Below are 18,454 nucleotides of genomic sequence, written 5' to 3'. Positions count from 1 at the left end.
TGTCGGGTTCGACCGTAAGTAAGGGTCAACTGTGACGGATACTCCCGAGAACCCCGCCGAGGAGCCGCAGCCCGACACCGGCGGCGGCGTGGGCCAGCGCGTCGAGCCGGTCGGCCTCGAAGTCGAGATGCAGCGGTCGTACCTCGACTACGCCATGAGCGTCATCGTCGGTCGCGCCCTGCCGGACGTGCGCGACGGCCTCAAGCCGGTGCACCGCAAGATCCTGTACGCGATGTACGACTCGGGTTTCCGCCCGGACCGTGGCTACGTCAAGTGCGCCCGCGTCGTCGGCGACGTCATGGGCAACTACCACCCGCACGGCGACTCGTCGATCTACGACGCGCTCGTCCGGATGGGGCAGCCCTGGTCGCTGCGCTACCCACTGATCGACGGCAACGGCAACTTCGGCTCGCCGGGTAACGACCCGCCGGCCGCCATGCGCTACACCGAGTCGAAGCTCTCGCCGCTCGCCATGGAGATGCTGCGGGACATCGACGAGGACACCGTCGACATGCAGGACAACTACGACGGGCGTACCAAAGAACCGACGATCCTGCCGGCGCGCTTCCCGAACCTGCTGGTCAACGGCTCCGAGGGCATCGCCGTCGGTATGGCCACCAAGATCCCGCCGCACAACCTGCGCGAGATCGCCGGGGCCGTGCAGTGGTGCCTCGACAACCCGGAGGCCGACGAGGCCACGACCCTCGACGCGCTGCTGGAGATCGTCAAGGGTCCCGACTTCCCGACCAAGGGCCTGATCGTCGGCCAGCAGGCGATTCAGGACGCCTACCGCACCGGTCGCGGCTCGATCCGCATGCGTGCCGTGGTGGAGGTCGAAGAGGACGCTCGGGGTCGTCCCTGCCTCGTGGTCACCGAGCTGCCGTACCAGGTCAACCCGGACAACCTCGCCGAGCGGGTGGCCGAGCTGGTCAAGGAAGGCAAGCTCACCGGCATCGCCGACATCCGGGACGAGAGCTCTGGGCGTACGGGCATGCGCTTGATCTTGGTCTTGAAGCGTGACGCGGTCGCGAAGGTCGTGCTGAACAACCTCTACAAGCACACCCAGCTGCAGGAGACGTTCGGCGCCAACATGCTGGCGCTGGTCGACGGCGTGCCGCGCACGCTCAACCTGGCGCAGTTCATCCGGCACTACGTCGAGCACCAGATCGAGGTCATCCGCCGGCGGACCGCGTTCCGGCTGCGTAAGGCCGAGGAGCGCGCGCACATCCTGCGCGGCCTGGTCAAGGCGCTCGACATGCTCGACGAGGTCATCGCGCTGATCCGGCGCTCGCCGACGGTGGAGGACGCCCGCCAGGGCCTGATCCAGCTGCTCGACATCGACCAGGTGCAGTCCCAGGCGATCCTGGACATGCAGCTGCGCCGCCTCGCGGCGCTCGAGCGGCAGAAGATGATCGACGAGCTGGCCTCCATCGAGCTCGAGATCGCCGACCTCAAGGACATCCTGGCCAAGCCGGAGCGGCAGCGGGCCATCGTCGCCGAGGAGCTCGCCGAGATCGTCAACCGGTTCGGCGACGAGCGGCGCACCCAGATCATCCCGTTCGACGGTGAAGTCTCGATGGAAGACCTCATCACCCGCGAAGACGTGGTGGTGACAATCACACGGACCGGCTACGCCAAGCGGACGAAGGTCGACCTCTACCGCTCGCAGAAGCGCGGCGGCAAGGGCGTGAGTGGTGCGTCGCTGCGGCAGGACGACATCGTCAGCCACTTCTTCGTCATCTCGACCCACTCGTGGATCCTATTCTTCACGAACAAGGGCCGGGTATACCGGGCAAAGGCGTACGAACTTCCCGAAGCTAACCGGGTTGCGAAGGGGCAGCACGTCGCCAACCTGCTGGCCTTCCAGCCGGACGAGCACATCGCCCAGGTGATCCAGATCCCGAACTACCAGGTGGAGCCGTACCTTGTGCTCGCCACTAAGAATGGCCTGGTGAAGAAGACCCGACTCGAGGAATTTGACTCCAACCGCAGTGGTGGCATCATCGCCATCAACCTGCGGGAGGATGACGAGTTGGTGGGCGCCGCGCTGGCCGCCTCGGAGAACGACCTGCTCCTGGTGTCGAAGAAGGCCCAGGCCATCCGGTTCAACGCCACCGACGAGGCGCTGCGGCCGATGGGACGGGCCACCTCCGGGGTGATCGGCATGCGCTTCGGGGAGGCCGACGAGCTGCTCGCCATGGAAGTGGTTCGCGAAGGCCTGGACGTTTTGGTCGCCACGGACGGCGGGTATGCCAAGCGGACGCCGATCGAGGAGTACCCCGTGCAGGGGCGGGGCGGTAAGGGCGTACTGACGGCCAAGATCACGGAGCGTCGTGGCGGGCTCGTCGGAGCGCTGGTCATCGACCCGGAGGATGAACTGTTTGCCATCACCAGCAATGGTGGTGTCATCCGGACTCCCGTGAAGCCTGTACGGCGCACGCGGGATCGGAACACAATGGGGGTCAAGCTGATGGACCTCCCAGAAGGTGTAACCATCGTGGCGCTTGCTCGTAATGCCGACGAGCCTGACGAACAGGACTAGTTGATGCCGGAGACACAGGCGAAGTCGGGAGGTTCGGGGCCCTCGGCGTCTTCCGTCGGTGCGGAGTCGAAGAAAGACGGCTCCGCGGCGAAGGGGCAGGACGCTGCAGGTCGCGCCGCGGTTCCCGCGGACGCCCCGGCCCCGAAGTTCACCCGCGCCCCGGGCATGGCCCCGCCGCCGGGCGAGCCCAGCACCGACAAGGAGGCACCGGCCGAAGGCAAGCGGCCGGCCGGCTCCGCGGCGAAGGGCTCGGCCACCGTGCCCATCGTCACCAAGGGCAAGAGTGGCGGCACCCCGGCCCAGCCGGCCCAGTCCGGTCGCGCCGCGGTGACACCACCCCCGGCCAAGCCGGCCACGGTCCCGCAGCGCCCCGGTGCGGCGCCCAAGACCCCGGCAAGCGGTGCGCCGGCAAGCGGTGCCGCCGCGGTGGGTGCGGCCCGGGTCTCCGAAGCTGTGCGTACGGCGCGTTCACCCGTTGCCGCGGCCACGGCTGCCCGCGGACCCCGGCGCGCCCGACTGAACCTCAAGCGGATCGACCCCTGGTCCGTGATGAAGTTCGCCTTCGCCGTCTCCGTCGTCCTGTTCATCGTCGTGGTCGTAGCGACCTCGGTGCTCTACCTCGCCCTCGACGCCATGGGCGTCTGGAGCGAGGTCAACAAGAGCCTGCAGAGCCTCGTCAACGCCAGCGGCGGCACCGGCTCCAGCGGTGGCGGCTTCCGCATCACCGCCTGGGGCGTCATCGGCACCTCCATGCTCATCGGTGCCGTGAACGTGGTGCTCTTCACCGCGCTCGCCACCCTCGGCGCGTTCATCTACAACGTCTGCGCAGACCTGGTGGGCGGCGTCGAACTGACGCTCGCCGAACGGGATTGACCGGACCCCACGCCACGCGGCCGCTGCCCCTCCCAGGGCAGCGGCCGCTGCGTTTCCAGGCCGAGCCAACCCGGCACAGGCACCCCGATTTGGGCGACCGGCGGCGGGTACGGTAACCTTCGTCTCGCTGTCACGGGGCTATAGCTCAGTCGGTTAGAGCGCAGAGCTGATAACTCTGAGGTCGCTGGTTCGATTCCAGCTAGCCCCACCGTGCACGTCCTCCGCCGCAGATCAAAGGGGACCCGGCAATGCTGAAGAAGCTTCTGATCGTCGCCGGCATCGTCGGCGCCGCCGCCCTCGTCGTCAAGAGGGTCAAGGCCTCCAGCGACGAGCGGGCCCTCTGGCACGAGGCCACCACCGCACCCGACCTGCGCTGAGCCCGGTTTCCACTCCGGGCCACAGAGCCCCGGAGTTCCGGGGGCCCTAGCTCAACTGGCAGAGCACCGCCTTTGCAAGGCGGGGGTTAGGGGTTCAAGTCCCCTGGGCTCCACTTTTCAAGCCTGTGACCAGGCAAAACGTAGTTCCTCGATCATTAGGGACACGTCGGGGACACTTCGGAATGTCCCACCGGTCGACGACAGTCGGTTTCAGCGCCTCACCGACGATCCCGCGGCGGCGCCAGGAGTGCACGTAGGTCTCCGTGGTGACAGCGTCTGGAACACCATCGGTCGGGAGTACCGCCCGTGAACGATCAGCGTCTCGGCGACGTCGTTGCTCACACGCGGACCTTGCTCCTGGACTTCGATGGCCCCATCTACTCGATCTGCTCCGGGCTGCCAGCTCCCGAGGCCGCGGCCGGGTTGCTCCACATCCTGGGGGGAACGGGGACGTCGCCATCCCAGCTTCCCTTGCGATCTGAGACGGATCCGCTTGAAGTCCTACGGGCTTCCGCTGTTATGCCGGGCGACGTGGCTGCCGCCGTGTCGGAGGCACTTCAAGAAGCAGAAGAAAGAGCTGCCCGATCCGCGTCCCCCACGCCGTACGCCGACGATATGCTCCTGGCTGCCCGCGACTCCGGCCGTCGTCTCGGCGTCGTCAGCAACAACTCCGTCGCTGCTATGCGCGAGTACCTGGACCGCGCTGATCTGAAGGACATGTTCGACCGCATCACGGGCCGCTACGACGGCATGGGGCCGGAGCTGATGAAGCCCAGCGGCCACCTGGTCACGATGACGATGACCGGGATGGATGCAGCGCCGTGGAACCCGACCTTGGTCGGCGACTCCACGACCGACGTGCAGGTCGCCAATGCTGTCGGGATCCGCTGCATTGGCTACGCCAACTTACTGGGTTTTCGTTTGCGTTTTGTGGCGGCTGTCACCACCGGAGCGGCGCGCAGGAATACTCGGATGATGCCCAACGGCGTGCTGAGATGGTCGTTCCCCGATGGCGTTCTCTGGGTGATTTGGTTACGGGATCACTGCAGGCTGTAGTTGGCTGCAGGTCACAGTCGATCAACGCTTGCTCTCGTTCTCCCCGCCAGTAACATCGCCATGCTTTGGCGTGTAACGGGGAGGAAGACCTGTGCGGTGGAAGACTTCGGCTGGCGTCCTGACGGCGCTGGCTTTTTTCGTTCCGGCGGCTCCGGCTGCTGCGCAAACTGAGCCGCCCGCGGTCAACGCCGCGTGTCAGACGGTTGAGCGCAAGGTCTACCAGGACATTCGCAAGCTTCTTGCGACCGATCTGGACGCAGCCACCGATACGCAGGTCCGGATTCTGGCTAACCAGATCTATGCAGCGGCGGAGCGCGACTCGCTGCCCGTTCTGCCTGACGCGCTGCAGAAGGGGCTGGACGGCGCCGCGGTCGACTTGCGCGCATTCCTCAAGACGGACGTACTGAAGGCTTGGACGATGGCCCTGCGGGTCTCGGTGGTCCGGACGCTGACGGACGCCGGCAAGAACGTGGATACCGCTGCGCAGAAAGTGCTCCGCGACGGAGCTGTCGATGTCTACCTGGCGTACTTGAATGACGGCTTGTATGCCGCACGGACGCTGGACTGCGCCGCTCAGCCGGTTGCCACGCCGAGCGGGGCGGTTCAGCCGACGCCGAGCGATGCCGGTCAGCCGGTAGCGAAGCCGAGCGGCGAGGTCAGCGTCCCGGCGACCGGTGCACCTACGCCCGCCTCTTCCGCCGGCGCTGGCGTCCCTGGCACTGCCGCTCCCAGCCCGAATGCGCCTGGCGGCAACTCCGGCGACGATCGAGGCGGCAAGGACGGTGGGCTGCCGGTGACCGGTTCCAACACCGGGGCCGTGGCCGGTGTCGGCGGTGCGCTCCTGCTTCTCGGCGGCGTCGGGTATCTGATCGGACGGCGACGTCGTTCCCGCTTCGTGGCCTAGCTGAACCGATGCGCCTCCGACACCTCTGAGTTCGTCGGGGCAGCGCGGTTGTCGCGAGGCTCCGCATTCAGGCTGGTTCAGCGTGGCCTGCGCTGACCGCACTGACAACCCGCACCTGGCGCTGACCGGTGCGGGTTGTCAGTCACCGGGCTGAGCGTGGCTTCCAACCGTTGCTAAGGTCCCGCGCGTGGGAGCTATCAAGCCGTGGCAGCTGATGCTGCTGCTCTGCGCCGTCTCGACCGTGCTGGTCGCTGCGGGACTTGTCGTCTACGCCCTCAAGCGTCGAAATGACGTACGCAGAGGCAGGCGGGGGCCGGGAGCCTAGCCGGCGGCGGTGCGGTCCGACTGAGCTGAGAACGTCGGTCCAGGTCAGCGGTGGAGCCAGGTCAGCAGGTCTGGGGGTGCCAACGCGGCCGCGCGCTGCTCGTAGTGGGCGAACTCTTCGGCGGTGAGGAGTTCGCGTCCGGCGCCGGAGCTGCCTCGCCGGAAGAAGGCGGTGCGGCTTTGCATGATGCCGCTCGGGTCCGGGGCCAGAGTTTCGGCGCGTTCGCGCATGTGGGCGAAGCTGGCTGCCTGGACGAGGGTGGGCCAGCGCTGCTCCGGTACGTCGATGCTGAGGCGGTGGGCGAGCCGGCGCATTTCCCCGTCCAGGTCATTCACTAGGTCGGCGTAGTGGATGAGCACGATGTTGGGGTCATTGCGGCGTGCCCAGGCGTCGCGGAGGTGCCACATGACGCCGGGGAGTGAGTCAAGGGCGTCGGCGGGTTCTACGTCCCGGTCGATCCAGGCGATCAGGGCTTCGTGCGGGGAGCGGGTGGGCCGGGTGCCCGTCGGGGTGGGGGTGCCGAGGAGTGCGGCCATGCGGGCCCGGTCGAGGTTGGCGCTCTGGTGAAAGAGGGAGACCGCCAGGTCCAGCGGGTGCCGGGCGACGACGAGGTACGTGGCACGGGGGTCCAGCGGTAGGCCGTCAAGTGGGGTGTGCGTCTTGATGAAGCGCCGGTGCTGCTGGGCTTCGAGGCGGGCGTACATGTCGGCACGGGGCAGGATGAGCCAGTCGAGCCAGGGTGACAGCTCTGACAGCGGGGCCGGCAGTTCGGGATCTTGGAACACGAGGAGTGCGCAGATCATTTGAGCCCAGGTGGTGCCGCTCTTTGATCGGGTGCTGATCACGATGTCGCCGGCGCGGAACGGGAAGTCGTCCCAGCGGGCACTGTCTTCGTCGGCAGACCGGTAGCGCATTCGGCCCAATCTAGGAGAAGCCTTGCGGGTCCGCTAGAGAAATCATGGACGGGCGCTGGCGTCGTGCGGTGGGTAGCCTTTCCCTCGTGAGTGGACGGAGGCGAGCTGCGGCGATCATAGTCCGGGATCGGCGGGTGCTGATGGTGCACGAGCGGAGCCGGCGCGACGGCGGCCGGGAGTGGTGGACGCTGCCGGGCGGCGGGATCGACGACGGCGAGACCGCCGAGGACGCGGTGCGTCGAGAGGTGCTGGAAGAAGTGGGCCTCGTGGTGAAGGAGGCCCGTTACGTGCAGGACCTGCCGTACCCGTCGGGGATGACCTCGGTGTTTGCCTGCACGGTGGCCGATGGCGAGCCGGTGTTGGGGCCGCACGTGACCGGGCCGGAGCCGATTGGGATGGACTGGGTGCCGCTGCCGGAAGTCGGGCTCGACGGTGCCGGGCTGGTGCCCGTCTTTCCGATGATCGTGGCGCTTCGCCTGGACTGAGCGGCGAGTTCAGCGCGACTCGGCCGGTGTGGGGACAGTGACAGCCGGGGCGGCGAGGCGTGTGATGGTGCGGCGGCGGTCTCTGACGAAGTAGGCGGCGCTGAGGGCGTACGAAAGGGAAAGGGCGAGGCCGACAGCTCGGACCGGGAGCGGGCCGTTAGCCAGGATCGTGCCGGTGAGGGCGACCACCGACCAGGCCAGGAGCAGGATGGCGTTGACCGTGTCGGCGGCTGTCCAGCTCACGGTTTGCCGGCGGGCCTGGCGTTGGATCTCGGTGACCAGCGCGTGACCGAGGCTCATCGCGAGCAGGCCGAGCATGATCGTCGCGAAGATGGAATGCGTTCCGCCGGCGACTGCGGCGACGGCGGTGCCGCCAACGAGGAGTGCGAGGCCACTGACGGTCCCGATCCGCCCGCTGCGTCTCTCCCTCACAACCCCTGACGGTCGGCAAGATCGCGCGATGGCTGAGCGGGAGGACGGTTTCGAGGTCGGTGCGATGGTCATCGTGGGCGTGACTCGGGTGGTGGGGGCGCGGTGGGCGGGGGAGGATGGCGGTCGTGATGGGAACTCTGAAGCTCGAACCCGCGATCTCCCGGCTTGAGCTGTTGGCCGCGCCCGTGGCCGCGGCCCTCGAGGTGTGGCCGGTGGAGGCGCCGATCGACGGGGACCAGGTGCTAGTCGCGCCGATCAACGGGGAGCTGGCGGATACCGCGGAGTTCTGTGCGGCGTACGGGGTCGGGCTGGAAGAGTCGGCCAACTGCGTGATCGTGGCCGGGCGGCGCGGTGAGGTCACCCGGTACGCAGCGTGTGTCGTGCTCGCCACGACCCGGGCCGACGTGAACGGGGTGGTGCGGCGCTGGCTGGACGTGCGCAAGGCCAGCTTCGCGCCGATGGATGACGCGGTGCGGCTGACCGGCATGGAGTACGGCGGGATCACCCCGATCGGGCTGCCGAAGGACTGGCCGGTGCTGGTCGACGCGCGGGTGGTGGCGATGCCCCACGTGATCATCGGGTCCGGAGTGCGACACAGCAAGATCGCTATTGCCGGGCCGGCGCTCGGGGCGTTGCCCGGTGCCGAGGTCATCGACGGCCTGGCGCGGGAAGGTTAATCGCTGGACTGCTCGGCGGCCCGGCTGCTTGGCTCGGCCGGTGGTGATTCGGGCGATGCGGGTCCAGGACCTTGCTGCGGTACGGGCGATAGAGGAGCGGGCCGGCGCGCTGTTCCGGGACGTCGGCAGGCCAGAGATCGCCGCGCATCCGGTGCCGTCAGCCGATGAACTGTCCCGGTTCGTGCACGCGGGGCGGGGCTGGGTTGTCGTTGGTGACGCGGACACGCCCGTCGCGTTTGTGCTGGTCGAGCTCGTGGACGGGCTGGCGCACGTGGAGCAGGTGAGCGTCGATCCGGCGTACGCGCGACGGGGTTTGGGTCGTGACCTGCTGGACCACGTCGGGCGGTGGGCGGCGGGACAGGGTCTCCCGGCCGTGACCCTGACGACGTTTCGCGGGGTGCCGTGGAATGGTCCCTACTATGCGCGGCTTGGGTTTGTCGAGGTGGCGGCCGATGCGCGTGGTCCGGAGTTGGTGCGCCTCATGGCGACGGAAGCCGAGCACGGACTGGACCCCGCGGAGCGGATCGCCATGACTCGGCCAGCCATCGACTAGTTCCGATGATGTTTCACGTGGAACATCATTGATGAGTGTCGACTGCCTCGCGGCGGGCGATCTCTTCCAGGGCCGTCTGCAGCACCGGCACCGCTTGGGCTCCCTGCACCACATACTTCCGGTCGATGACGTACGTGGGCACGCTCGTGATACCCAGCTCGCGCGCCTCGGCGAGATCAGCGTTTACCGCGTCCGTGCCGGCCGGGGTGGCGAGGTAGCTGCGGGCGGCCTGCTCGTCCAACCCGACCGATGCCGCAAGTCCGGCCAGAACCGCATGCGAGCCGATGTCCGCGCCGTCGGTGAAGTGCGCCTGCTGCACCGCTTCGATCATCATGAGCTGCAGGTCCTGGCCGGCCGCCCAGGCGATCAGCCGATGCGCATCGAACGTGTTGGCGTGGATCGCCCGGTCGAAGTTCAGGACCAGGCCGTCTGCTGCGGCCACCGAGCTGACATGCGCAAACATCTCGTCGGCGCGCTGCGCGCCACCGAACTTCGCCGCCAAGGCCTCCCTGAGCGGCATCGGCTCCGGGACCGGAGACGGATCCAGTTGGTACGCGCGGAAAGTGACGGTCGCGTCCCCACCGAAGTGCTGCATCGCCGTCTCCAAGCGACGCTTGCCCACGTAGCACCAGGGGCAGATCACGTCGGACCAGACTTCGATGTTCATGCGGGTGCGTCTTCCTGGTCGCGGCCCTGCTGGCCGGGGCTGTGCTGATCGCGGATCTGTCGTTTGAGCCGACCCAGGATCGCGGTTCCGCCCCGGATGCGCAGCGGGGTGATCGCCGCAGCCAGCCCCATCCGGCTGTAGAGATCGTCCGGCACGGCGAGAATCTCCGCCGCCCGAGCGCCGTCCAGACCCTCGGCGAGAATGCCGGCGAACGCGCGGGTCGTCGGCGCCTCAGGCGGACAGTCAAACCAGGTCTGCACGGTGTCGTCTGCCTGCACCTCGGCCCGCAGGAAGAACTGCGTCTGACACTCCGGCACCTGCTCCATACCCTCATGCGTCTTGAGCTCCGCCGGCAGCGGCGGCATCGCATCAGAAAATTCCAACAGCATTTCGAGTACGACGTCACGCGGCGCGGAGGCGAACTCGGCGACGATCTCGGCCAGTTTCGGCGGCATGTCACTCACGGATGCGACCCTACGCGCCCAGGGGTATCCCGCGGATCAACGACGGCCCTCGTCTCGACGCCAGCGTCGGGCTGGGACTGGCGCAGCGGAGTGGCCGTCGGCTCAGGGCGCCACCCGACGCGAATGTCAGGCTCCGACCGGCGCAGAGGTGGGCAGGAGCGCGGCGTCACTGAGACTCATGATGCCGACCACGTTGCGGTCGGCATCGCACACAAGGAGACGACGAACGCCGCGCTCGCGCATCGCCTGCACCGCCTCCTCCACAGTGGCTGTCTGCTCGACCATCATGAGCTCCACCGAGGCGATGGACGCCAGCGTCGTGGCGTGCGGCGGCAGGCCCGCTGCGATGGCGCGGACGACGATGTCGCGGTCCGTGACGAGGCCGGCCATCGTTGGACCGTTGGTGACCACGACGTCGCCGATGGCCTGGTCCCGCATGACCTGGGCGGCCTCGTCGAGCATCGTGTCACCCGGCAGGTAGATGACCTTCCTGGTCATCACATCCGCCACCGCTGTCCTGGCCACGGCCGCACCTCCCCGCATTCGTGTCCGCCTGTCTCTCAGCCGGGTACCCGGCAGTTGCATCGACTACACCCCTCAGTGTCCGAGTCGGACGGGCGCGGCCCGGACGCTGAGCCAGCCCGAACACCGAAGTGCGGCGGTCACGGGTTATGCCGGAGGGTGGCGGTTACCTCGGCGAGGGGCACGTCGTGGCGGTCGCCGGTGTGGCGGTTGCGGAGTTCGGCGTACCCGTCGGAGAGTCGGCGGCCGACCACGACGCAGCGGGGGATGCCGATGAGCTCGGCGTCGGTGAACTTGACGCCGGCCGACAGGTGGCGGCGGTCATCGACCAGCACCCGCAGGCCTGCCGCGGCCAGCTCGGCGCCCAGTGCCAGGGCCGCCTCGATCTGGCCGTCCTTGCCGGCGCCGATGACATGCACGTCCGCCGGGGCCACCTCGGCGGGCCAGACGATGCCGCGGTCGTCGCGGTGCTGCTCGACGATCGCGGCGACCGCGCGGGAGACGCCGATGCCGTAAGAACCCATCGTGGGTCGGACCGGCTTTCCGTCGGCGCCGAGCACGTCGATCTGGAACACGTCGGTGTAGCGCCGGCCGAGCTGGAAGATGTGCGCAATCTCGATGCCGCGGCGCATGGTCAGCTCACCGCTGCCGGCGGTGCCGGCGGCGTCGGCGTCGGCGTCTCGGGTCTGGCAGGCAGGACAGGGGTCGCCGGCGCGAACGTCGGCTGCCTCGATCGTGCCGTCCGGGGTGAAGTCCCGCCCGGCGACGACGGACGTGGCGTGGCGGCCCGGCTCGTTGGCGCCGGTCAGCCAGGACGTGCCGGGGGCGATGCGCGGATCGGCGAGGTAGCGCGCCTTGCTGCCCTGCGGGCCGATGTAGCCCCGGACCAGGTCGGGCCGGGACGCGAAGTCGTCGAACATGGTGGCGGTGGCCGGGCTCAGCACGGCGTTGAGTCGTTTGAGGTCCACCTCACGGTCGCCGGGGATGCCGAGCACGAGAATCTCGTCCTCCGCGCCGGGGTGGTGGACCGTCACCACCACGTTCTTCAAGGTCTCGGCGGCCGTCCAGTCGGTGCGGCCGTCGAAGGCGCGGGAGTTGGCTAGCTCCACCAACGAGGCGATCGTGGGGGTGTCCGGAGTGTCGTGCACCGTGAGCGGACCGTGCGCGCGGTCGTCGGCGGGCGGTGCCGGGGTGACGACGGCTTCGGTGTTTGCGGCGTAGTCGCACCTCGTGCAACCGACGAAGGTGTCCTCGCCCACGTCAGCCACGGCTAGGAACTCCTCGGAGGCCGAACCGCCCATCGCGCCGGACATAGCGGACACAATGCTGTGCTCCAGGCCGAGGCGCTGGAAGATGCGCTGATAGGCGCCGCGGTGCTGGGCGTACGCGTCGATCAGTCCCTGGTCGGAGAGGTCGAACGAGTAGGCATCCTTCATCAGGAACTCGCGCCCGCGCAGCAGCCCGGCCCGGGGACGCGCCTCGTCGCGGAACTTGGTCTGCACCTGGAAGAGGATCAGCGGAAAGTCGCGATAGGAACTGGTCATGTCCTGCACGAGCAGGGCGAACATCTCCTCGTGCGTCGGCGCGAGCAGGTGGTCGGCCCCACGCCGGTCCTTCAGCGTGAAGATGTCGTCACCGTATTCCGTCCAGCGTCCGCTGACGTCGTAGGCCTCGCGGGGGAGCAGCGCTGGGAAGGCCACCTCCTGCCCGTCGATGGCGGCCATCTCCTCACGAATGACCTGAGTCACCCGGTCGAGCACCAACTTGCCGAGCGGCAGCCATGTGTAACCGCCCGGTGCCGCGCGCCGGATGAAGCCGGCACGGAGGAGGAGCCGGTGGCTCGGCACCTCAGCTTCGGCCGGGTCCTCGCGCAGGGTCTTGAGCAGCATCGTGGACATTCGCAGCAGCATGCCCGTGAGCCTAGAGAGGCGGACTGACCGGGACACCCGGTTATCCACAGGCACGCGGGTGTAGCCATCGTCACGTCCCATCGACGGCCGTGCAGTGGAAAACTCAGACCGTTCGCCTAAGGCCAAGCAAGCAGCGCAGGGGGTGTCATGACCTGGCAGAACTTCGTCGCAATGGGTGACAGCTTCACCGAAGGTATGGATGACAGCTATCCGGACGGCACCTATCGGGGCTGGGCCGACCTGGTCGCCGCCCGCCTCGCCGTCGATGCCGGCCCCGACTTCGGGTATGCGAATCTCGCCGTCCGCGGCAAACTTCTCGACCAGGTCATCGGAGAGCAGCTGGAGCCCGCGCTGGCGATGCGGCCCAGCCTCGTGAGCCTGGCCGCGGGCGGCAACGACGTGCTGCGCCGCAAGGTGGATCCGCAAAGCCTGGTCGACAAGATCGACGCCATGATCGGCCGGGTCGCCGCGACCGGCGCCGACGTGATCCTGTTCCGGTTCGCCGACGTGACCGCGGTGCTGCCCGGTCAGCGCATCGTCCGGCCGCGTGCGGCGGCGCTCAACGACGGAGTGGCCGCGGTCGCCGAGCGGAACGGCGCCCACCTGATCGACCTGTTCGCCGACGACACGTTCCACAACCCCGTGATGTGGAGCGTGGATCGTCTGCATCTGTCCGCCGCCGGGCACCGCCGTGTTGCCGGGCACGTGCTGTCGGCCCTGGGCGTCGGCGTCGACGAGGAATGGTTGCTCGTTCCACCGATGCCGGCGCCGACCCCGTGGCTGCTCGCACGCGGGGCCGACCTGCGGTGGGCCGGCCAACACCTGGCTCCCTGGCTGAAGCGGCGGCTGACCGGCGCCTCGGCCGGCGACGAAGTCACGGCGAAGCGTCCCGAACTCGCCCCGGTCGAAGCGATAGCGTGAGAGCCATGTCCGTTGCGAACGATCCCGCGCCGTCCCTGCAGTCGTACGCCCACCCCGACAAGCTGGTCACCACCGACTGGCTCGCCGCGAACCTCGGCACTCCCGGCCTGGTCATCGTCGAGTCGGACGAGGACGTGCTGCTCTACGACACCGGGCACATCCCGGGAGCGGTGAAGGTCGACTGGCATCTCGAGCTGAACGACCAGCTCACCCGCGACTACCTCGACCCGGCGGCTTTTGCGGCGCTCTGCGAAGCCAAGGGCATCGGTCGAGACGACACGGTCGTGTTCTACGGCGACAACTTCAACTGGTGGGCCGCGTACGCGCTGTGGGTCTTCAGCCTCTTCGGGCACCGCGACATCCGGCTGCTGGACGGCGGCCGGCAGAAGTGGGCCGCCGAGGGCCGCGAACTGACCCGGGAGAAGACGACCCGCCCGAGTGCCACCTATCCCGTACCGATCCGCGAGGACGGTCCGATCCGCGCCTTCCGCGACCAGGTCATGGCGCACATCTCGACCGGCCGGCCGTTGGTCGACGTCCGCTCGCCGCAGGAATACACGGGCGAGCTGACGCACATGGAGGCGTACCCGCAGGAGGGTGCGCTGCGCGGCGGGCACATTCCGGGCGCGGTCAGCAAGCCGTGGAAGTCGGCGGCCAACGACGACGGCTCCTTCAAGTCCGCCGATGAGCTCGCCACGATCTACCGCGATGAGCTGGGCCTGGAGAGCGGTGACGACATCATCGCTTACTGCCGGATCGGCGAGCGGTCCAGTCACACCTGGTTCGTGTTGTCGCACCTGCTCGGCTATCCGCAGGTCCGTAACTACGACGGCTCCTGGACCGAGTGGGGCAACCTCGTGCGGGCGCCCATCGTCAAGGGCACTGAACCGGGCGGCATGTCCTGACCCACCCGTCCCACAGCGCTAGCCGGCAGCCCTCGGAACGCCTTCCGAGGGCTGCCGCCGTTAGCTGGGGCAAGCAGGATGTCGGCCGGCCAAGCAACGAAGAGCGAGGACGGTATGGCTGAGGTGTGGCGGGATCATGGGACCACGATTCTGCTCGCATTCCTAATGCTTCCCGCGCTGAGCTTTGCGGGCTATCGGTGGCGATGTCGGACCCGACCGCGCAGGTTTGCCCTCGCCGAGGTTGGGGCGGTCGTCGGCTCGGTGCCGTGGGCGATCATGCTGTTCACCCCGCAGCCGGCCCCACGCTCGGTCGATCTGGTGCCGTTGCATGACCTGCCGTCCTGGCTCGCCGGTGACCTCGGCATTGCCGTGGCGCAGGTGTCCGGCAACCTCCTCGTCCTGGCCGCCTTCGGCTTCTTCTTGCCGATGCGCTTCGCCGTCCTCGCGTCGCTTCCGCGGGTCGGATTGGCCGCCGCGGCTACTGCCATCGGGATCGAGATCCTGCAGTGGGTGCTGGCTATCGGGCGGGTGTCGAGCGTCGATGACGTGCTGATCAACACGCTGGGGGCGGTGCTCGCCGCGGCGGCTTCGCGCCGGTGGTGGGTGGCGGGAGACCGGGCGGCAGCTGCGGACAAGGCCGCGATGCCGCGCTGACCCGGGTGCCGCCGGGCCCGAATATGCCTGAACGGCCGTTAAGGGAAGGGCTTGACAGCGGGATAGAGTTGCGAGGTGACGGTAGATCAGCAGCAACAGCGGCCCGGGCCGCCAGCGCCGCGTCGGCGGTCGCGCCGGGACGAGATCCTCGAGATCGCGGTGGGGCTCTTCGCTGCCCGGGGATATCACGGCGTGTCGATGGACGACATCGGTGCGGCGGCAGGCGTCACCGGGCCGGCGCTCTACCACCACTTCGCTGGCAAGGAAGCCATGCTGGTGGCCGCCCTCATCCCGGTGAGCGAGAGCCTGCTGCACGGCGGCAAGGACCGGGTTGCTCGGCACCCCGACGAGGCGCAGGCAGCGCTGGCCGACCTGATCGAGTTCCACGTCGAGTTTGCGCTCGCACACCCCGCGGTGATCGCCCTGCACCTGCACGAGCTGGACCGGCTGCCCGACGAGCCGCGGCGGCAGATCCGCCGGCTCCAGCGGCTCTACGTCGAGGAGTGGGTCGCCGTGCTCGCCACGTTGCGCCCCGAGCTGCCGGCGGGAGAGGCGCGGGTGCTCGCCCACTCGGCCTTCGGCCTGATGAACTCGACCCCGTTCCTCGGCGGCGAGGTGGACCGGCGCCGGCGCGCCGCACTGCTCCGGGAGGCCACCATGCATGCCCTCATTGGCGGTTGACCGAGACGGAGCCGGTCACCGCGAGGAAAGCCGTTGACCGAGACGGAGCCGGTCACCGCAAGGAAAGCCGCTGACTCGAGGCGAAAGAGTCGGCCCGAAGCACAAGCTCGGGGAAGCCCGAAGCATCCGAAGACGAGAACACCCTAGAGAAAGAGCGAAATGATCGAGTCGCTGCTCATCGCCAACCGGGGCGAGATTGCCCGCCGGATCATCCGCACCGCGAAGCGGCTGGGCATCCGGTCGATCGCGGTCTACTCCGAGGCGGATGCCGGCATGCCGTTCGTGACCGAGGCGGACGAGGCGGTGTGCGTCGGCCCTGCCAACCCGGCCGAGAGCTACCGCAACACCGAGGCGATCCTCGCCGCCGCGAAGTCGACGGGTGCGCAGGCCATCCACCCCGGGTACGGCTTCCTGAGCGAGAACGCCGAGTTCGCGCGTACGGTCGAAGCCAACGGCCTGGTGTGGGTCGGACCGTCCGCGGACGCGATCACCGCGATGGGCGACAAGATCAATGCTCGGAACCTGATGGCGGCGGCCGGCGTGCCGGTGGCGCCGGGGACGCAGGACCCGGCGGCTTCCGTGGAGGCGGCGATCGAGGCCGCGGCCGGGATCGGCTACCCGGTGATGGTCAAGGCGGCTGCGGGCGGCGGCGGCATGGGCATGGCCGTGGCGAACGACGAGGCCGCGCTGCGCACCGAGTACGACAAGGTTCGCGGTTTTGCCGAGCGGATGTTCGGTGACGGCTCGGTGCTGCTGGAGCGTTACTTCCCTCGGGTCCGCCACGTTGAGGTGCAGATTCTCGGCCTGGCCGATGGCCGCGTGATCGCTCTCAGCGAGCGTGAGTGCTCGGTGCAGCGGCGCAACCAGAAGCTGGTCGAGGAGGCGCCGAGCCCGGCCGTCAGCCCCGAGCTGCGCGCGAAGTTCCTGGCGGCCGCGGTGAAGGCCGGCGAAGCCGTGAACTACCGCAACGCCGGCACCGTCGAGTGCCTGCTCGACCCGGCGACCGGGGAGTTCTTCTTCCTGGAGATGAACACCCGGCTGCAGGTCGAGCACCCGATCACCGAGCTGATCCACGGCATCGACCTAGTCGAGCAGCAGCTGCGGATCGCTTCGGGCGAGGCGCCGAACTTCGACGTCGACAACCTGACGACGACCGGCCACGCGATCGAACTGCGGATCAACGCCGAGGACCCGAAGCGGTTCCTCCCGGGCCCGGGCAAGGTCGCCACCTGGGTCGAGCCCTCCGGCGAGGGCGTCCGGGTGGACTCGGGCTACGCGGCCGACACCACCGTCACCCCGTTCTACGACTCGCTGATGGCGAAGCTGATCCTGTTCGGCACCGACCGGGCGGACGCGATCGCGAAGGCGCGGGCCGCGGTGGCCGGGTTCGAGATCGCCGGGCCCAAGAACAACCTGCCGTTCTTCGCAGAGCTGTTGACCAACGACGAGTTCCTGTCCGGCGACTACGACACGGGCATCGTGTCCCGGATGCGCTGAGCAGCCACGAGGGGAAGACAGACATGACGACGACGGCGGTCTCGATCCGCGAAGTAGCCCCCCGCGACGGGCTTCAGAACGAGGAGCCCATCCCGACCGACGACAAGGTGCGGCTGATCGACGCCCTGTCCCGGACCGGGGTCAAGCGGATCGAGGCCGTCTCGTTCGTCCACCCCAAGGCCATCCCGCAGATGGCCGACGCGGACGAAGTGTGGGCGCGCGCGTGGCACAACCCGGACATCCGGTATTCCGCGCTGATTCCCAACACTCGCGGCGCCGAGCGGGCGATCAAGGCGGGCTTCCGGGAGATCGAAGTCGTGGTCTCCGCCAGCGACACGCACAACCGCCGCAACCTGAATCGGTCCACTGAGGAGTCACTCGACGACATTGCCGGGCTGATCCCGCTGGTCCACGACGCCGGGGCGACACTCGAGGTCATCGTTGCGACGAGCTTCGGCTGCCCGTTCGAGGGCGACATCGACCCCGACCATGTCGCGGCCATGGTCGAGCGGGTCCGCGCCGACGGCGCGGACCGCATCGCATTCGGCGACACCACCGGCATGGCGACTCCGCGTCGGGTCCGTGACCTGCTTTCTTCGGTACGCCCGGAGCTCCTGCACTTCCACAACACCCGAGGTACGGGGCTGGCGAACGTCCTGACCGCCCTGGAGCTCGGCGTGACCGAATTCGACGCGAGTGTGGGCGGCATCGGCGGCTGCCCGTACGCGCCGGGTGCCTCGGGAAACATCGCCACCGAGGAAGTCGTACACATGTTGGAGGACATGGGTATCGACACCGGTATCGACTTGGAGAATCTGATCGGCGTGGCAGGTATGGCGGAGGGGCTGCTCGGACGCACGCTCCCGTCGGGTGTTCTTCGGGCCGGCCCGCGTACCAGATTGGTCTGATCTCGGTTTCTCATTCCCCGCTATCGGCGGCGAAACGTCTGATCGATTTTCTCCATTCGTCCGCGTGACCCTGACTGTGTCGCTTCGTTACCAATACCGAGTGGCCGATTGAATCGGCCGCCGGTCACGAGTCGACGACGAGGGGCGGAACAGATGGCGGGGTGGAGGGTCGAGCGCGTATCGCGTC

Annotated in this window: 21 protein-coding genes and 2 tRNA genes; 17 read left to right on the top strand and 6 right to left on the bottom strand. The window is 68.4% G+C overall.

The genetic code is table 11. The features are described 5' to 3' along the window. Nucleotides 1–31 precede the first annotated feature (31 nt). The 8 genes from gyrA (at nucleotide 32) to ACIA1L_RS23245 (ending at nucleotide 6,077) form a co-directional block, all read left to right on the top strand. A complete protein-coding gene (gene gyrA, locus ACIA1L_RS23280; protein WP_396074970.1) occupies nucleotides 32–2,542 on the top strand; it encodes a DNA gyrase subunit A in 2,511 nt (836 codons plus the stop codon). Nucleotides 2,543–2,545: 3 nt separating this feature from the next. Continuing rightward, nucleotides 2,546–3,415: a DUF3566 domain-containing protein gene (locus ACIA1L_RS23275; RefSeq protein WP_396074969.1), complete on the top strand. Its 870-nt coding sequence runs from the start codon at nucleotides 2,546–2,548 to the stop codon at nucleotides 3,413–3,415. A gap of 134 nt (nucleotides 3,416–3,549) precedes the next feature. Next, nucleotides 3,550–3,623 (top strand) — tRNA-Ile (locus tag ACIA1L_RS23270). A 40-nt stretch (nucleotides 3,624–3,663) separates the two neighbouring features. After that, the gene (locus tag ACIA1L_RS23265) at nucleotides 3,664–3,792 is read left to right on the top strand and encodes a DLW-39 family protein (protein ID WP_211277715.1); all 129 of its coding nucleotides are present in this window, start codon (nucleotides 3,664–3,666) and stop codon (nucleotides 3,790–3,792) included. A 40-nt stretch (nucleotides 3,793–3,832) separates the two neighbouring features. Continuing rightward, a tRNA-Ala gene (locus ACIA1L_RS23260) sits at nucleotides 3,833–3,905 on the top strand. Between the two features lie 193 nt (nucleotides 3,906–4,098). Further along, on the top strand, nucleotides 4,099–4,848 hold the full coding sequence (locus ACIA1L_RS23255; RefSeq protein WP_396074968.1) for an HAD family hydrolase: 750 nt from the start codon (nucleotides 4,099–4,101) through the stop codon (nucleotides 4,846–4,848). A 91-nt stretch (nucleotides 4,849–4,939) separates the two neighbouring features. After that, nucleotides 4,940–5,752 carry an LPXTG cell wall anchor domain-containing protein gene (locus ACIA1L_RS23250; protein ID WP_396074967.1) on the top strand — a complete coding sequence of 271 codons (813 nt, stop codon included), beginning with the start codon at nucleotides 4,940–4,942 and terminating at the stop codon, nucleotides 5,750–5,752. A 187-nt stretch (nucleotides 5,753–5,939) separates the two neighbouring features. After that, a complete protein-coding gene (locus ACIA1L_RS23245) occupies nucleotides 5,940–6,077 on the top strand; it encodes a hypothetical protein (RefSeq protein WP_396074966.1) in 138 nt (45 codons plus the stop codon). Between the two features lie 44 nt (nucleotides 6,078–6,121). Here the strand turns inward: ACIA1L_RS23245 and ACIA1L_RS23240 are convergent, their stop codons facing one another. Next, on the bottom strand, nucleotides 6,122–6,991 hold the full coding sequence (locus tag ACIA1L_RS23240; protein WP_396074965.1) for a sulfotransferase domain-containing protein: 870 nt from the start codon (nucleotides 6,989–6,991) through the stop codon (nucleotides 6,122–6,124). Between the two features lie 140 nt (nucleotides 6,992–7,131). On the opposite strand from ACIA1L_RS23240, the gene ACIA1L_RS23235 reads away from it, so the two are divergent. Further along, a complete protein-coding gene (locus tag ACIA1L_RS23235) occupies nucleotides 7,132–7,476 on the top strand; it encodes an NUDIX domain-containing protein (protein WP_396075120.1) in 345 nt (114 codons plus the stop codon). A gap of 9 nt (nucleotides 7,477–7,485) precedes the next feature. Here ACIA1L_RS23235 and ACIA1L_RS23230 read toward each other — a convergent pair whose 3' ends face one another. After that, complete coding sequence (locus ACIA1L_RS23230; protein WP_396074964.1) at nucleotides 7,486–7,908, bottom strand: hypothetical protein; 423 nt, start codon at nucleotides 7,906–7,908, stop codon at nucleotides 7,486–7,488. A gap of 128 nt (nucleotides 7,909–8,036) precedes the next feature. Here ACIA1L_RS23230 and ACIA1L_RS23225 point away from each other — a divergent pair, with 128 nt between their 5' ends. Both ACIA1L_RS23225 and ACIA1L_RS23220 read left to right on the top strand, forming a co-directional pair. Continuing rightward, nucleotides 8,037–8,585: a YbaK/EbsC family protein gene (locus ACIA1L_RS23225; protein ID WP_396075119.1), complete on the top strand. Its 549-nt coding sequence runs from the start codon at nucleotides 8,037–8,039 to the stop codon at nucleotides 8,583–8,585. A 40-nt stretch (nucleotides 8,586–8,625) separates the two neighbouring features. Further along, nucleotides 8,626–9,138: a GNAT family N-acetyltransferase gene (locus ACIA1L_RS23220; protein WP_396074963.1), complete on the top strand. Its 513-nt coding sequence runs from the start codon at nucleotides 8,626–8,628 to the stop codon at nucleotides 9,136–9,138. Between the two features lie 25 nt (nucleotides 9,139–9,163). On the opposite strand, the gene ACIA1L_RS23215 is transcribed toward ACIA1L_RS23220, so the two are convergent. The 4 genes from ACIA1L_RS23215 to ACIA1L_RS23200 form a co-directional block, all read right to left on the bottom strand. Beyond that, nucleotides 9,164–9,805, bottom strand: coding sequence for a DsbA family protein (locus ACIA1L_RS23215; RefSeq protein ID WP_396074962.1), 642 nt, complete (start codon nucleotides 9,803–9,805; stop codon nucleotides 9,164–9,166). Continuing rightward, on the bottom strand, nucleotides 9,802–10,269 hold the full coding sequence (locus ACIA1L_RS23210; protein ID WP_396074961.1) for a SufE family protein: 468 nt from the start codon (nucleotides 10,267–10,269) through the stop codon (nucleotides 9,802–9,804). Before ACIA1L_RS23210 ends, ACIA1L_RS23215 begins: the two co-directional genes overlap by 4 nt. Nucleotides 10,270–10,395: 126 nt before the next feature. Continuing rightward, on the bottom strand, nucleotides 10,396–10,794 hold the full coding sequence (locus ACIA1L_RS23205; protein WP_396074960.1) for a CBS domain-containing protein: 399 nt from the start codon (nucleotides 10,792–10,794) through the stop codon (nucleotides 10,396–10,398). A 137-nt stretch (nucleotides 10,795–10,931) separates the two neighbouring features. Next, nucleotides 10,932–12,701: a proline--tRNA ligase gene (locus ACIA1L_RS23200; RefSeq protein ID WP_396074959.1), complete on the bottom strand. Its 1,770-nt coding sequence runs from the start codon at nucleotides 12,699–12,701 to the stop codon at nucleotides 10,932–10,934. A gap of 147 nt (nucleotides 12,702–12,848) precedes the next feature. Here ACIA1L_RS23200 and ACIA1L_RS23195 point away from each other — a divergent pair, with 147 nt between their 5' ends. The 6 genes from ACIA1L_RS23195 to ACIA1L_RS23170 all read left to right on the top strand — a co-directional run bounded on the left by ACIA1L_RS23195 (nucleotide 12,849) and on the right by ACIA1L_RS23170 (nucleotide 18,267). Beyond that, nucleotides 12,849–13,622: an SGNH/GDSL hydrolase family protein gene (locus tag ACIA1L_RS23195; RefSeq protein WP_396074958.1), complete on the top strand. Its 774-nt coding sequence runs from the start codon at nucleotides 12,849–12,851 to the stop codon at nucleotides 13,620–13,622. Nucleotides 13,623–13,627: 5 nt separating this feature from the next. After that, nucleotides 13,628–14,527, top strand: a complete 900-nt coding sequence (locus tag ACIA1L_RS23190; RefSeq protein ID WP_396074957.1) for a sulfurtransferase — start codon at nucleotides 13,628–13,630, stop codon at nucleotides 14,525–14,527. Between the two features lie 114 nt (nucleotides 14,528–14,641). Then, nucleotides 14,642–15,181: a VanZ family protein gene (locus ACIA1L_RS23185; protein WP_396074956.1), complete on the top strand. Its 540-nt coding sequence runs from the start codon at nucleotides 14,642–14,644 to the stop codon at nucleotides 15,179–15,181. A 75-nt stretch (nucleotides 15,182–15,256) separates the two neighbouring features. After that, on the top strand, nucleotides 15,257–15,862 hold the full coding sequence (locus tag ACIA1L_RS23180; protein WP_396074955.1) for a TetR/AcrR family transcriptional regulator: 606 nt from the start codon (nucleotides 15,257–15,259) through the stop codon (nucleotides 15,860–15,862). A 159-nt stretch (nucleotides 15,863–16,021) separates the two neighbouring features. Continuing rightward, nucleotides 16,022–17,359 (top strand): acetyl/propionyl/methylcrotonyl-CoA carboxylase subunit alpha, encoded by a 1,338-nt coding sequence (locus ACIA1L_RS23175; RefSeq protein WP_396074954.1) that lies wholly within the window; start codon nucleotides 16,022–16,024, stop codon nucleotides 17,357–17,359. A gap of 23 nt (nucleotides 17,360–17,382) precedes the next feature. Next, complete coding sequence (locus ACIA1L_RS23170; RefSeq protein WP_396074953.1) at nucleotides 17,383–18,267, top strand: hydroxymethylglutaryl-CoA lyase; 885 nt, start codon at nucleotides 17,383–17,385, stop codon at nucleotides 18,265–18,267. Nucleotides 18,268–18,454: the final 187 nt, after the last annotated feature.

Origin of the sequence: Actinoplanes sp. NPDC051859, assembly GCF_044452725.1 — a bacterium.
GTDB lineage: Bacteria > Actinomycetota > Actinomycetes > Mycobacteriales > Micromonosporaceae > Actinoplanes.
Note: the sequence above shows the minus strand (reverse complement) of the source record. Positions and strands in the feature narration are given on the sequence as shown.